The sequence below is a fragment of the Roseobacter sp. TSBP12 genome (assembly GCF_009129705.1).
GTDB lineage: Bacteria > Pseudomonadota > Alphaproteobacteria > Rhodobacterales > Rhodobacteraceae > Celeribacter > Celeribacter baekdonensis_A.
This window is the reverse complement of record NZ_PYIB01000024.1, coordinates 159483-173665: the sequence shown is the minus strand read 5'-3', so window position 1 is coordinate 173665 and position 14183 is coordinate 159483. Positions and strand designations below refer to the sequence as shown.

Annotated in this window: 17 protein-coding genes; 4 read left to right on the top strand and 13 right to left on the bottom strand. The window is 59.1% G+C overall.

What is annotated here, in order from left to right; translation table 11 throughout:
• Positions 1-2: 2 nt before the first annotated feature.
• Complete coding sequence (argE, locus tag C8029_RS06730; protein WP_009572025.1) at positions 3-1175, top strand: acetylornithine deacetylase; 1173 nt, start codon at positions 3-5, stop codon at positions 1173-1175.
• Entirely contained in the window at positions 1153-1845 is a 693-nt protein-coding gene (locus tag C8029_RS06725; RefSeq protein ID WP_040402255.1) for a GntR family transcriptional regulator, read from the top strand. Before argE ends, C8029_RS06725 begins: the two co-directional genes overlap by 23 nt.
• A 52-nt stretch (positions 1846-1897) precedes the next feature.
• Here the strand turns inward: C8029_RS06725 and C8029_RS06720 are convergent, their stop codons facing one another.
• The 10 genes from C8029_RS06720 to C8029_RS06680 all read right to left on the bottom strand — a co-directional run bounded on the left by C8029_RS06720 (position 1898) and on the right by C8029_RS06680 (position 10214).
• Positions 1898-2872 (bottom strand): peptidoglycan DD-metalloendopeptidase family protein, encoded by a 975-nt coding sequence (locus C8029_RS06720; protein ID WP_152002533.1) that lies wholly within the window; start codon positions 2870-2872, stop codon positions 1898-1900.
• A gap of 42 nt (positions 2873-2914) precedes the next feature.
• Positions 2915-4429, bottom strand: a complete 1515-nt coding sequence (gene scpC, locus C8029_RS06715) for a succinyl-CoA:acetate CoA-transferase ScpC (RefSeq protein ID WP_226946261.1) — start codon at positions 4427-4429, stop codon at positions 2915-2917.
• A gap of 266 nt (positions 4430-4695) precedes the next feature.
• The gene (locus C8029_RS06710; RefSeq protein WP_152002532.1) at positions 4696-4908 is read right to left on the bottom strand and encodes a hypothetical protein; all 213 of its coding nucleotides are present in this window, start codon (positions 4906-4908) and stop codon (positions 4696-4698) included.
• Between the two features lie 92 nt (positions 4909-5000).
• Positions 5001-6212 (bottom strand): TCR/Tet family MFS transporter, encoded by a 1212-nt coding sequence (locus tag C8029_RS06705; RefSeq protein ID WP_152002531.1) that lies wholly within the window; start codon positions 6210-6212, stop codon positions 5001-5003.
• Positions 6213-6264: 52 nt separating this feature from the next.
• Positions 6265-6531 (bottom strand): alpha/beta fold hydrolase, encoded by a 267-nt coding sequence (locus tag C8029_RS22315; RefSeq protein WP_226946260.1) that lies wholly within the window; start codon positions 6529-6531, stop codon positions 6265-6267.
• Positions 6471-7010, bottom strand: coding sequence for an alpha/beta fold hydrolase (locus C8029_RS06700; RefSeq protein ID WP_226946259.1), 540 nt, complete (start codon positions 7008-7010; stop codon positions 6471-6473). The genes C8029_RS22315 and C8029_RS06700 overlap by 61 nt, the downstream gene beginning before the upstream one ends.
• Positions 7003-7788 carry a 3-oxoadipate enol-lactonase gene (gene pcaD / locus C8029_RS06695; RefSeq protein ID WP_009572032.1) on the bottom strand — a complete coding sequence of 262 codons (786 nt, stop codon included), beginning with the start codon at positions 7786-7788 and terminating at the stop codon, positions 7003-7005. The genes C8029_RS06700 and pcaD overlap by 8 nt, the downstream gene beginning before the upstream one ends.
• 53 nt (positions 7789-7841) lie before the next feature.
• Positions 7842-8681 (bottom strand): alpha/beta fold hydrolase, encoded by an 840-nt coding sequence (locus C8029_RS06690; protein WP_009572033.1) that lies wholly within the window; start codon positions 8679-8681, stop codon positions 7842-7844.
• Positions 8674-9363 (bottom strand): haloacid dehalogenase type II, encoded by a 690-nt coding sequence (locus C8029_RS06685; protein ID WP_009572034.1) that lies wholly within the window; start codon positions 9361-9363, stop codon positions 8674-8676. Before C8029_RS06685 ends, C8029_RS06690 begins: the two co-directional genes overlap by 8 nt.
• A gap of 71 nt (positions 9364-9434) precedes the next feature.
• Positions 9435-10214 (bottom strand): zinc metalloprotease, encoded by a 780-nt coding sequence (locus C8029_RS06680; protein WP_009572035.1) that lies wholly within the window; start codon positions 10212-10214, stop codon positions 9435-9437.
• A 255-nt stretch (positions 10215-10469) separates the two neighbouring features.
• Between C8029_RS06680 and C8029_RS06675 the strand changes: the two genes are divergently transcribed.
• Positions 10470-11078: a hypothetical protein gene (locus C8029_RS06675; protein WP_152002530.1), complete on the top strand. Its 609-nt coding sequence runs from the start codon at positions 10470-10472 to the stop codon at positions 11076-11078.
• Positions 11079-11082: 4 nt separating this feature from the next.
• Here the strand turns inward: C8029_RS06675 and C8029_RS22310 are convergent, their stop codons facing one another.
• The 3 genes from C8029_RS22310 to C8029_RS06665 all read right to left on the bottom strand — a co-directional run bounded on the left by C8029_RS22310 (position 11083) and on the right by C8029_RS06665 (position 13599).
• Positions 11083-11664 (bottom strand): GMC family oxidoreductase, encoded by a 582-nt coding sequence (locus tag C8029_RS22310; protein ID WP_226946258.1) that lies wholly within the window; start codon positions 11662-11664, stop codon positions 11083-11085.
• A gap of 8 nt (positions 11665-11672) precedes the next feature.
• Complete coding sequence (locus C8029_RS22305; RefSeq protein ID WP_226946257.1) at positions 11673-12659, bottom strand: GMC family oxidoreductase; 987 nt, start codon at positions 12657-12659, stop codon at positions 11673-11675.
• Positions 12660-12810: 151 nt separating this feature from the next.
• Complete coding sequence (locus C8029_RS06665) at positions 12811-13599, bottom strand: enoyl-ACP reductase FabI (protein WP_009572038.1); 789 nt, start codon at positions 13597-13599, stop codon at positions 12811-12813.
• 204 nt (positions 13600-13803) lie between these two features.
• Here C8029_RS06665 and C8029_RS06660 point away from each other — a divergent pair, with 204 nt between their 5' ends.
• Entirely contained in the window at positions 13804-14136 is a 333-nt protein-coding gene (locus tag C8029_RS06660) for a glyoxalase/bleomycin resistance/dioxygenase family protein (protein ID WP_009572039.1), read from the top strand.
• Positions 14137-14183: the final 47 nt, after the last annotated feature.

The window sequence follows — 14183 nt, the reverse complement described above, 5'->3', positions numbered from 1 at the left end:
TCATGTCCGATCTCGACCGCTGCCAAAGCATGCTGGCCGATCTCATCGCCTTTCCCTCGGTGTCCTCCGAGAGCAACCTGTCCGTGATCCACTATATCGCGGACAGGTTGGAGCGTGCGGGCGCGCGGGTGGAGGTGCTCAAAGACCCGAGCGGCACCAAGGCCAATCTGTTTGCCACGCTCGGGCCGGAGCGTGCGGGTGGGTTGGTCCTGTCCGGGCACACCGATGTGGTGCCGGTGGCGGATCAACCGTGGCGCAGCGATCCGTTTAAAATGGTGGAGCGGGACGGCAGGCTCTATGGCCGCGGCACCTGTGACATGAAAGGGTTCATCGCCACCTGTCTGACCAAACTCGACACGCTCAAAGCGGCGACATGCGACCACCCGATCCATTTCGCCTTTACTCATGACGAAGAGGTCGGCTGTCTCGGCGCGCGCGATCTTGTCGATGTGCTCAAGGCGCGCGACATCCGGCCCGCGATGGCGCTGATTGGTGAGCCGACGCAGATGCGGGTGATCGAAGGGCACAAGGGCTGTTGCGAGTATACCGTGACCTTTACCGGCGCGGAGGGGCATGGATCGGCCCCGGAGAAAGGCGTCAACGCAATCGAATATGCGGTGCGCTACATCAACCGGCTGCTTGTTTTACGACAGGCCTTGATCGACCGCTGCCCGCCGGGATCGCGGTTTGACCCGCCGCACACGACGATCAACATCGGCGGCCTTAAGGGTGGTCATGCCCATAATGTCATCGCGGGCAAAGCCACGTTAGAATGGGAAATGCGCCCGACCTCTTTGGCGGATTATGATTTGGTGCAGCGAGATCTGGCGCAATATGTCGGCGACGTGTTGTTGCCGGATATGCAGGCGATCGCACCGCAGGCGGAGATCACCACCGAGGTGATTGGTGAGGTTGCGGGCCTCACACCCATGGACGAGAACGCCGCGCGCGATCTTTTGTATCGCCTCACCGGGGCCAACACCGCCGATGTTGTGCCGTTTGGAACCGAAGCCGGGCTTTTCCAAGAGATCGGCATGAGTGCGGTGATTTGTGGTCCCGGCTCCATTGACCAAGCTCATAAGCCCGACGAATATGTTGAACGCGATCAGCTTTGCCAAGCCATGGCAGTGCTGGATCGACTTGGGGAGACCTATGGCAGACACGACAGAGACTGAACCGATGGACATGATGCCCGAACCGTTGCGGGCCCGCGAACGTGCCGAGCGCATCCATGCGGACATCCGCAGCCGCATCTGCATGTTGGACTACCCGCCGGGCATGAAACTTTCGGAAACGGCGCTGGCCGCCGAACTTGGCATTTCACGCACCCCCATCCGCCGCGTTTTGGCGCGGCTTGAGGATGAGGGGCTCGTGACCTCGGTTCATGGGGTCGGCACCATGGTCACCAATGTCGATTATAGCGAGATGTCACAGGTTTATCGCCTGCGCAAAGAATTGGTGCTGTTGCAAACCGTGCTCGATCCGATTCAACCCGATGCCGCGTTTTTGCAACGGTTTCAGGCCTTGTATACCCGCTCCGAGGCCCTCAAAACCGCCCCATCGGCACGCGACTTTTCGCTTTTGGACCAAGACACGTTTCTGACCTTGTTAGACCTCACCGCCAATGCCCCGCTGCGGACAATGGCGGAACGGCTGTATTTTCGCACTGCCCGCATTTGGCTACAACAGGTGACCAGTTCGCATATTGATTTGATGCAGGAAATCGACATTTACGCCCGCGAACTCCAAGACCTGTTGGGGGCGCTGGAGCTCGGCGATCTGGATGCTGTCGGCCATATCCGCCGTGGCCATATTTCCATGAGCTTTGCCCGCATGCGGGTCTAAAGCCCCCGCCAACTGGGGCGCAGTGCCCAGAGGCAGGCACACACCGGAGGGATTATCGCCCAAAGACAGCATCCGGCAGACGCAGGATCAGGTTGGGGTCCGGGCTGATGTCTGACCAAACGGACCAAAGGCTATCATGGCCAACGCCAAAGAAATTGCCGCCGGTTTGGGTCAAGAGGCTGGTGATGATCTGAACATGCAAATGCGGTGCCCAACCGCCGTTTTCATGCCAGTCCCCGAGCGGTGCAAGGTCTTGACCGATGGTAATCTCTGCCCCTTCGGCGAGGCCGGGGAGGGGGACGCCAAGGTGCCCATAAAGGGTCCAAAACGGCAGGTCCTCCGCCGTCCTATGTTCCAAAATCACCGTATGGCCGTAATCCAAAGGATCGGCATTATAGGCCAGGCGATGCACCCGTCCGGGCAAAGGCGCGCAAATCATCGTGCCAGCGGGCGCGAAAATGTCGATGCCCAAATGACGGCTGCGTGGTTCGGGACCCGAGGCATCGCGGTATTGATCGGCCATATAAACACTGCGCTGTTCGCCATAGAGGCCATAGCCGTAAAGCGGTTGGTCGGCGGGCAGATCGGGCGCGCGTTGCCCGGCGAACCACGCATCAAAGGCGCGGTCGGAAAAGGCGGGCATCCCGACGCGATCCGAAGGCAGCGGCAGGAATGCCGTGCCATTGGGGTCAGGGCGCATCACCGGAGCCACCGCCACGCGCGCAAGATCGGCGCGAATGGCCGCCGCATGGGGGATCGGTGCATGGCCCAGCCCATAGCGGATCACAGCGGTTAAGAACGCCGGGTCCAGCGCCTCAAGCCTTTGAATGAGGGCGGCATCCTCAATTGGATCAAGAGCGGCGCGGACATGATCATAAAGCCTGTCTGCCTGATCTTCCGCCACAAACACGCCTGCCACAGACACCCCGTCGAGACAGGCGACAATCGCCCGGTGCAGATCCGGCGCATCGCGCAACGTCATGGCCAGCTTTTGCGCCAATTGGGCGGGTATTTCAATCTGGCGCATCAGGGGCCTCCTTAGCAGAGCGACAAGCGGAACGGCAGAGGATTACAGCATTGAGCCAGTGTCAATAAACCTTTGATGCCAACTTAGAGCCTCGCGCAGATCATGCGGCGTATGGCCGCCAAAGGAGCTTTTTTTCGCCCGCTCGAAATACTCCCGCAGCGCATCGCGATACATCGGATGGGCGCAGTTTTCGATGATCAAAGCGGCCTTCTTTTTCGGGTCCAAACCGCGCAAATCGGCCAAGCCTTGTTCGGTGACAATCACCTGCACGTCTTGGTTGATGTGATCGACATGGCTCGCCATCGGTACAATCGCGGAAATGGCACCGTTTTTGGCGGTCGAGGGTGTCATGAAAATCGACAAATAGCCGTTGCGGGCAAAATCGCCCGAGCCACCGATGCCGTTTTGAATGCGCGACCCCATGACATGGGTCGAGTTCACATTGCCGTAAATATCTGCCTCGATCAGCCCGTTCATCGCGATACAGCCAAGGCGGCGCACCAGTTCGGGGTGGTTCGAAATTTCTTGCGGCCGCAGAATCAATTTGTCGCGGAACAGCTTGGCATGGGTGTTGAAATACTCGGCCTTTTCGGGTGAAAGCGAAAAGGCGGTGGCGGAGGCGACGCGCAAGGTGCCCGCCTCGATCATATCAAGCATGCCGTCCTGTATCACCTCGGTGAAGGCGGTCATTTGTTCAAACGGCGCTTTGATCAATCCGGCCATCACCGCGTTGGGCACGTTGCCGACGCCCGATTGCAATGGCAACAGGCTGGGCGGCAGGCCCGCGCGTTTGGCCTCCCACATCAGGAATTCAAGGATGTGATCGGCAATCGCTTCCGCCGTGTCGCCGGGGGCGGAAAACGGTGCGTTGCGGTCGGGGGCGTCGGTTTCGACAATGGCGACGATTTTGGAGGGATCGACCTTGAAATGCGGCTGACCGATGCGATCGTCGGGCTTGTTCAACGGGATCGGCACGCGGTTCGGCGGCAAGGCTGTGCCGTAGTAAATGTCATGCATCCCGTTGAGCATTTCGCTTTGCCAACTGTTGACCTCAAGGATGATTTTGTCGGCACGTTCCAGCCATGTTTTGTTGTTGCCAATGGAGGAGGAGGGGATCAAATCGCCTTCGGGTGTGATGCCGGACACCTCGATGATTGCGGTGTCGAGCGGGCCCAAAAAGCCCTGCCATGCCATCGGCGCGACTTGCGACAGATGCATGTCGACATAGTTCATCTCACCCGCGTTGATTTTTTGCCGCGCGATGGGATCGGAGTTGTAGGGCAGGCGGAAATCAATGCCATCGGCCTTGGCCAAAGCACCGTCAAGCTCCGGCCCCGTCGATGCGCCAGACCAGATTTTGATCCGAAACGGATGGCCTGCGCTATGCTCGGCCTCAATGCACGCGGCCAGAGCGAGCGGCACGGCTTTGGGATACCCCGAGCCGGTAAATCCGCTCATGCCCACCGCCGCGCCATTGTGAACAAGGCTTGCGGCGTCTTCGGCGCTCATGATTTTGGAGTGAAGCGATTGTGGCGCGATGCGCGAGGGCTGGGTCAAGGCCGGTCTCCATTTTACACGGATTCCGGGCGTGATGTGGGAGTATCACGGCAAATGGGGTCCCCTCCCTCCATCAGCGCCCGATGTTTCTCGCATCTACGCCTTCGATGGAAGGAGGGTCCAGCACATTCTTGTGATGCAACCCCGCTATGCACATTCGCACAGATATATGATAATTTATTTGCAAAACCGATCAATTGAACCGATTTTGCAAATGCCTTTTGCAGAGCTTCTAGGCGCGGTTTTGAGCGCGCTCAACCGTCGCTTTAGGCCCGGTGTCCACGCGCCACGCGCAGGAAGTGAACCACACGCGACGCAGTGTGCGCGCTCTGCGTGTCTGGCCGGTCCGCGCGGCTAAGCTGATCCCACATCGGATGTCTGCGGGCGGTGCAATCCAGTTTTGCAAACTGCACAAGGCGGTGGTTTTTCAGCGGATCGTGGTGGCGATGATGGGCGTCAAAAACAGTGTTGTGGGTCATCAAAAGTCCTCCTCTTGGACGAAAAGCCTAGCAGAAAATCGGCATTTTGTCAGGTCTTGCAAGCTGAGAGTAATCCCCAAGCGGGCTTTGGCTCACGCCGCATCTTGCCGCACCCGCCAGCGCCACAGCACGACCCCGGCCACGATGACGATCGCCATCGACAACAAAAACGGCGCGCCGGGCAGGTAATGTGCCGTGCCGGGGCGTGAAAAGACTGCGAAGGTTTCGGTCATGATCAAGGGGCTGAGGATGGTCGCCATGGCGGCGATGGAGCCGATCACGCCCTGTAATTCGCCTTGTTGCGTGTCGGGCGTGGCGCGGCTCATCGTGCCTTGCAGGGCAGGAATGGTGACCGAGGAAATCCCCGACAGCACGGTGACGATCCACACCAGCGGCACGCTACTGGTCACGCCCAAGGTGGCAAACACAACGATGTCGGCCAAAATGCCGCCCATGGTGACGCGATACGCCCCAAAGCGGCTCACGAGCGGTCCGATCAACACCGATTGCGCCAGACCCATGGAGAGGCCAAAGGCAAACAGCGTCAGGCCAATCATCCGCGCGTCAAAGCCGAATTTTTTAACGCCATAAAACGACCAGATCGCCGGATAGACAAAATAGGCCATCTCATAGAGGCCAAAGACCAGCAAAAGCGGCTTTACCCCGGACAGTGATCCAATGGCGCGAAAGGCGGCAAAGGGATTGGCGCGGCGCCAATGAAACGGGCGGCGTTTGTCGCGGGTCAGGCTCTCGGGCATGACCAAAAGGCCAAAGACCATGTTGAGCCCGGCGATGCCCGCCGCCACATAAAACGGCGCGCGCGTATCAATTCCGGCCAAAAGCCCGCCAATCATCGGCCCCACGGCAAAGCCAACCCCCATCGCCGCATGGACAAGGCCAAAGCGCTTTTCGCGCTCATCAGGCGCGGAAATATCGGCCATATAGGCGGCGGCCGTGGCATGGGTCGCCGCAGTCAATCCGGCGATCAGCCGCCCGATCAGCAACAGCCAGATCGTATGCGCCACCGCCATCACCAGATAATCGAGCATCATCACGAACAGCGCTGAGATCAGAACAGGTTTACGGCCAAACCGATCCGACAGATTGCCCACAATCGGCCCAAACAGAAACTGCATGACGGCATAACCCGTGGCCAAAACCCCGCCCCAAAGCGCCGCATCGGCCAAGGTGCGCCCGGTCACGTCACGGATCAGATCGGGCATGACCGGAAAGATCAGGCCAATGCCGATGCCGTCGATCAAGACGGTGAACACGATGAACAAGATCGGAAGATGACGCAACATGACGGGCCCCTGACACAGACTGCGCCTTTTTGACCGTCAAAGCCGCCGCTGTCTATCCGTCTTTGCGCACAGCCTTGATGAGCAGATCCGCCAGGCTGTCCGGGTGAGAGAAATAGGGGGAATGGCCCGCAGCGAGGCGATGCACATGGCCCTCAGGCCAGTCTTTGACCATTTTTTCCTGCTCTTCCGGCGGGATGGTGCGGTCATCCGTGCAAAGCACATAATCGCGCGGCAGGGTGGTGGAGCGCGCGGTGATCGTCAGGGGCGTTTCTTGCGGGCGGATCGCCTGCGGTCCCAGATGCAGCAGGGCATAGGCCACGGCTTGAGCTGGGCAATCATGAAACAGCGTCGCCTCGACGGTGTCAGGGCGAAAGGTGAAAGCCTTGCCGTCCGGGGTTTTTGCAATCGCGGCCAACACCGGATGAGCACGGGCACTGCGGCGCATGTCACCAAGCTTTTGCCATCCTCGGGCACATAGGCACACACATAGATCAACTGCGCGATGCGTTCGGGCGCCGCCTCGGCGGCGGCGGTGATCGCATAGCCACCGGCGGAATGGCCGACTAGGATCACCGGCGCGCCGATCTCGGAGATCTTATGGAGGATCGCATCGCGGTAGAGATCAAGCGTCACCTCGGTATAGGGCGTGGGATCATCGCCATGAGAGGGCAGGTCCATCGCGTGAGCCGTGGCCCCGCGCGCGCCGAGCGCCGGGACCAGATCGCGCCAACACCATGCGCCATGGGCGGAGCCGTGGACCAAAAGAAAGACCGGATCAGACGTGCCCAGCTCAGACATGGCCGATCTCCTGTAAGAATCTCGTCAAAAGCGCGGCAAAGGCCTCGGGCGCATCCACGGGCGGCAAATGCCCGGAACGCCGCAGCAATTCAAACCGCGCGCCGGGGATGACATCCAAAGTTTCGCGCATCAAATCGGCGGGGGTCGATCCGTCATAGCCGCCGCCAATGCCCAAACACGACAGACGTAAGCCCGAGGTCGGCGTATAAAAATCCGTGCCCGCGATCGCGGCACAGCACCCCAAATAGCCCTCCACAGAGGTGTCCAAAATCGACTGGCCCCAGCGTTTGGCCACCTCGGTTTTGCGAAATCCGGGGGCGAACCATCGTTCAAGCGTGGGCGCGACGATGCTTTCAAGCCCATGTGCCTCAATCGCGGCGATGCGTTTGTCCCAGACCGAGCGGGTACCGATTTTGGCCGCCGTGTTGGACAGCACCAGCGCACGAATCTGATCCAGCCGTTTGACCGCCAGGCCCTGCGCGATCAACCCGCCGATGGAAATGCCGACAAACACCGCATCACGCACCGCCAAATGATCCAGCAACCGTTCGGCGTCGCGCACCAAAGCGCCCATCGAATAGGGGCCTTTCGGCACGTCAGAGGTCCCATGCCCGCGCAGATCATAGCGGATGATCCGCAGACCTGTGGGCACAAGCGGCAGGACGTCATCCCACAGGTGCAAATGGGTGCCCAAGGCATGACAGAACACGATGGGCGGGCCACTGCGCGGCCCGTCGTCTTCCACGTTGAGAGTAATGTCGCCGAGATCAACCCGCATCTGATCGCTCCTTTAGGGGTGCGGGCAGATCATAGAGGGCGGGGCGGTGGGTCTCAATGGGGGAGGCGGGTCAAAAATCGCGCGATCACATCAAGGCTTTCAGGCTCATCCAAAAACGGCACATGGCCGCGATCCTTGACTTCGGCGCAGATCATATCCGGACGGCGTGCGCACATCTTGTCCATACAGGCGCGGGGCAAAAGCGTGGAGTTTTCACCCCGCAACAGCGCCAAGGGCAGCCCGTCAAGCGCCTCGAACAAAGGCCAAAGATCGGGTACGGCCCCGGTCACGCTTTGCGCCTCTATTGCCTCCCTGAGCTTGGGGTCATAGCGCAACTCAAGCCGCTCCTCGCCCTCGGTCCAAATCCGCCGCGCATAGCTTAGCCATTGATCCCGGCTGACATTGCGGAATTGATCTCCCAAAGCGCGGGGCAATTTGTCGGCGGCATCTTCAAACGAACGGTAGGCCGGGCGGCGACCGAGATAGTCCATGATGTGGCTCAGCCCGCGCGGATCCATCTCTGGCCCGATGTCATTAAGCAACACGCCTGAGAGCCGATGTTTGGCGCTGATCGCCAAGACCATGGCAATCAACCCGCCGCGCGAGGTGCCCAGAATGGCCGCGCGGTCCAGCCCCAGATGATCCAAAAGGGTCAGCGCATCCGCACCCTCTTGCGGTAGCGTGTAATTGAGGACATTCGGGTCATACTCCGACGCCCCGCGCCCGCGACTATCAACGCGAATGATCGTGGCCCGGTTTGCAAAATGCGCCACCACAGGTTCGAAATCATCCATGTTGCGGGTCAGTCCCGCGAGGCACAACAGGGCGGGGCCTTTGCCCTGAACGTCATAGGCCAACGATAGACCATCGGAGGTTTTGAAGGTCTCAGGCATGGGCGGCGATCTCCGGGATTTGGGTCAGATCAGAGAGGATATGAGCGGGCTGTCCGGGCATCCGGTCGACGGGCAGGGCTGCGCGGTTCACCCAGGCGGTGACAAAGCCAAACCGTGCCGCCCCGGCGATGTCCCAGCCATTGGAGGAGACAAACAACACCTCGTCGCGGGCGCATTGGAACCGATCCGGGACCATTTGATACACCTGATCGGAAGGCTTGAAGATGCCGACCGTGTCGACTGAGAGCACATCGTCCAACAGGCGGTCTAGCCCCGCCGATGACACCGCGGCATCGAGCATGTCATGCGAGCCGTTCGACAGGATCGCGGTGGAAAATCCTTTGTCTTTCAGAGTTTGCAGCATGATGGGTACCTCTGGGTAGGCGCTCAGTTCCTGATAAAGCTGTAACAATCGCGCCCGCAACGGCGGATCATCCTCAAGGCCTGCACGCGCCAGCGCCCAATCGAGCGCATCCATGGTGACGGTCCAAAACGGCGTGTGATCCCCCATGATTACGCGCAGCCAACTGTATTCCAACTGCTTGGCGCGCCAATCCTGCGCCAGTTGGGGCCACAGTTGCGCAAGGCGCGAAAACTCGGGGTCATGCGCGGCGCGCTGGGCGGCGGAGGTGACATCGAACAACGTGCCATAGGCGTCGAAAATACAGGTGGTGATGGTCACATGAGCCTCCCTTGTCGTCGGCTCAGACTGTCACGGAGCGTGCCCTGAGGAAAGAGGAGATGGTGCGGGTTTCAGAGCAATCCGGTCAAAAGCCAGAACCCGCCGGTGAAATGCACGGTCAGGGTAAAGGCATAGCTTGCCATCACCAAAAGCGCCTGATTTGGCGTCAGGCGGCTTTGGTTGGGGCGGCGGATGTGGAACAGGCTTTGCACGCCCGCGGCGGCGAGAATCATCATCGCCACCGAGTGATCGCGCAGAGCCGCCGAGGCAAAGGCGGCGGTCATGAACAGTGTGATGACACGCCCGAGACGCGGCCAAAACGCATCTGAAACCGCGCGCACAACCCGACCGCCACCAAAGGGCAGGAAGGGCAAAAGCATGATGAAATTGAACGTGCCCAACATGATTGCGGTGCTGCGCATGACATCGGCAAAGAGGGGGGCGGCCAAGGCAAAGCTGTGAAACAGGCCAAAGGCGAGGATCATCGGCACAATCGCCAAGGCAGGGGCATAGAGCGCGGCAAAGCTTTCCTCAAGCGCGTGATCAAAGGGGCGATCCGAGCGAGGTGCTGCCACAAAGGGCAGGGGGATCAGCCGCACCCGCGCCACCTCATGGCCGATGATCCGACAGGCCAGTGCGGACCCCAACTCATGCAACAGAGCGGCAAAGACAAAGCCAATGCCAAGCAAAGGCGAGGTCAGTGCCGCGACCGCGACGGTGAATGCAAATCCAATCACAACGCCCGTGCCATCAAACCCGCTTGTGGTCATCCGGCCCTGATTGGGTGACACCCCTTTGAGCAGAGGCAGGGAAAATATCCCCAAAAGGATGGCGAGGAAAAGGAATGTCATAGCGATGTGAGGCGGGCCCTTTGGCGTTGGTCTTTGGGTTTTTGATGGGGCGGAAATATGGCGACACTGTGGCAGATGGCAGGTTTGGTTGGGGATAACTCAACGTTCAACACTGTGTTTCTGAAATGAAAACGTTTAAAAATGCTTTCAAATTCGTCAAAAAATCCATGAAAATGCAAAATTTCAGAACAGGGGATGATTTGTCCGTTCCGCCTGCTAAGTCTATAGCTTGGGTGCCCCTGTTTGGAGATAATGATGAACAGCACGGTTGAGAAACTCCGCGACTCCCTGCGGCAACTTCAGGATCAATTGGAACGGGATGCCTTGGCGGCGCGTGAAAAGTTTCAGTATCGTCTGACCAACGGGCGGGTAGTGTTTGAGGAAGAGGCGCGCAAACGCGGTCGGCTTTTGCGGGTGCGCTTGTCGGTATTTATCCGTCGCGCCCGCCCTTGGGAGGTGATCACCGCCCCGATCATCTACAGTTTGATCGTGCCCTTCGTGATCCTTGATCTCTTCGTCACCGTCTATCAGGCGATCTGTTTCCCGATCTATGGCTTGCCAAAAGTTGAACGCAAAAAATACATCGCCGTGGATCGGCACAAACTGACCTATCTGAACTTTATGCAAAAGCTCAATTGCGTTTATTGCGGCTATGGCAACGGGCTTTTGGCCTATGTCCGAGAAGTCGCCGGGCGCACCGAATATTATTGGTGTCCGATCAAACACGCCAGCCATCTGTCCGGTCGTCACGAGCAATATCAGAATTTTTTGGAGTTCGGTGATGGCGAGGCGTGGGATGAAAAATTCATTGAAATGAAAGGCAAAGCCCGCGCCTGCGAGGACTGTAGCGGGGGCTGTCACTAAAGCGTCAGGGGCGAAGCATCATATCCGCCACGTTCTCCGCGATCATCATGGTGGGCGCATTGGTGTTGCCCGCGATGATCTGCGGCATGATCGAGGCATCCACCACGCGCAGCCCCGACACGCCGCGCACCTGTGCTTGCGCATCCACAACAGAACCCGCGTCCATCCCCATGCGACAGGTGCCGACCGGGTGATAGATCGTCTCTGAGCGGGCACGAATATCCTTTATGAGCGCTTCGTCGCTTTGCAGGGACGCACCAGGCAGAACCTCGGATGCGACATGGCATGCGAGGGCGGGCGCGGCCATCACCGAACGGGCGATTTTGAGGCCGGATAAAAGCGTTGCCACATCCTCGGGGTGGCTCAGATAGCCGGCGTCAATCACTGGCGCGGCCCTTGGATCACTGGAGGCCAAAGTGATCCGCCCACGCGATTTTGGCAAAAGGTCACAGACATGCAACGTCATGCCGTAGCCAAAGGAGGTCTTGCGCCCATGATCGCGCAGATAGGCCGGGATGAAATGGAATTGCAGATTGGGGCGCGGCTGATCGGGACCCGAGCGCACGAAACCACCTGCTTCAGCCACGTTGGAGGTCAGTTCCCCACGTCGTTTGCGGCCAAAGTCCCAAGCGGCGCGCAGGCGCGGGGCAGGTAGGTGGGCGCAATACCAATCGGCAGGCGATTGCGGGCGGCAGACATCACCGTGATGTCGAGATGATCGGCCAGATTTTCGCCCACCTCAGGTGCATTATGCCGCACCTCGATCCCCTGCGCGCGCAACATCTCGCCCGGACCGATGCCCGAGAGCATCAACAGATGTGGAGATTTAATCGCCCCGGCACTGAGGATCACCTCGCCACCGGGATTGAGCACAATCTCACGATCCCGCAGCGCAACGCCATGGGTCTCTACGCCCTTGAACATCACCCGCGTGACCTGTTCTCCGGTCAAAATCGTCAAATTGGCCCGACCGCGCACCGGGGCCAAAAATGCCCGCGCCGCTGAGAACCGTTTGCCGTCTTTCTGAGTGACTTGGAACAGGCCCACTCCCTCCTGATCCACGCCATTAAAGTCGCGCCGCTCTGTCAATCCCGCCTCAACACCGGCCCGCACAAAGGCATGCGACAGCGGGTTTGGACTGCGCAGATCGGAGACGGACAGAGGGCCATCCACGCCATGATACGCATCCGAAATCTGCGCATTGCCTTCCAATCGTTTGAACAGCTCAAACGCGCGCGGCCAATCCCACGCTGCACCTGCCGCCCGCGCCCAAGCCCGGTAATCCTCCGGGTGGCCACGCATATAGATCATCGCATTGATCGAAGACGACCCGCCCAAAACCCGTCCGCGCGGCCAGAACAGGCGGCGGTGGTTCAGGTTTGGGTCCGGGGCGGTGTGATCATTCCAATTATAGCCTTTGAGGCGCGCCAAAACCGCCAGCCCCAAAGGAACATGAATGAAGGGGGAGCGATCCTTGCCCCCGGCTTCGATCAAACAAACCCGTTTGCTTGGATCGTCCGACAGGCGATTGGCCAACACGCATCCCGCAGACCCCGCACCCACAATGATATAATCAAACATGCTGCTCTCTCCCTTGAGGAGAGGCTACATCAGCCGTGCGGCCTGTCAGGTGAGACGTCGCGTCACATCCGTGGCTTTACCCGTGATACAAATACTTAAAGAAAAGCCCCGCACGGGGGCGGGGCTTGGAGCTGTGGCAATCTGGATCGGATCAGAGATTTTCAATCCGGGGCATGCCCATGATGTGATAGCCGCCATCAACGCGGATGATTTCACCGGTTGTATACGCGCCCACATCGGAGGCGAGGTAGACGGCGGTGCCGCCCACGGCCTCAAGCGTTGCATTCGACAACAGCGGCGCGTTTTGTTCGGCGTGTTTATAGGTGCGGCGCGCGCCACCGATGGCGGAGCCAGCCAGCGTTTTCATCGGACCCGGCGAGATGCCGTTGACGCGGATGCCCTCGGGGCCGAGGTCATTGGCGAGGTAGCGGATCGAGCTTTCGAGCGCCGCTTTCGCCACGCCCATCACGTTGTAATTGGGCACAACTTTGTTGGAGCCTTCAAAGGTCAGCGTCATCAAAGTGCCGCCATTGGGCATCATTTCGGAGGCGCGTTTGGCGACGTCGATGAAGCTGTAGCACGAGATATGCAGCGAGTTTTTGAAGTTTTCGACAGAGGTGTCGCGGAACCGGCCGGTGAGTTCGTCTTTGTTGGAATAGGCGATGGCATGCACGACAAAATCAAGGCTGCCCCATTTGGCTTTCAGCGCCGCGAAAGCCTCGTCCATCTGCTCCGGGTTGGTGACGTCGACGTCGACCATCGTGTCCGAACCCACGCTTTCAGCCAGCGGTTGCAGCCGTTTGCCAAAGGCCTCGCCTTGGTAGGTAAACGCAAGCTCCGCGCCCTCGGCGGCACAGGCTTTGGCGATGCCCCATGCGATGGAACGTTCGTTGGCGACGCCCATGATAAGCCCGCGTTTGCCTTTAAGAAGATCTGCCATGGATGAAATGCCCTTTTTGCTTTGCCGGTATTTGACCGTTTTGCGACGCTAGGTCAAGTTTTTGAGGTGTTTGTGGAATGGAGGCGTCTCGGCAATGAGACCCGAGTGCGGCTGTGCGCACGAAGCTATCGTTGCGATTACCCCCAGCCTGATCGGATGTGCTACACTGAAACCAAAGGCATGACCAACATGAAAGATTGATCTATGATTGAACCCGGCAAGAACATTGCAATCAAAGTGCCACTCCATAAGTGGGAAGAAACGGTAGCCTACTACCGCGACCGCGTTGGTCTGAAGGTTACTAAAGAACTCAAGAACAGCATCGGCTTTTCTTTTGGTAATATGACTTTATGGATAGATAGAGTTGAACAGCAGAGCCAAGTGGACATCTGGCTGGAACTCTTCACTGACGATCCCGACAAGGCTATCGAAACATTGGGAAGTCCAGTCCGCGACGAGTTGGAACCGCTGGATGATGTGAATGGTCATTGGACGTCTGACCCGGCAGGCGTGATCCTTTTGGTTCGCAACGAATAGTCCCAGTTCGGCAGGTTGGACTCAGTGCCGACCTTGGCAATTCTCGG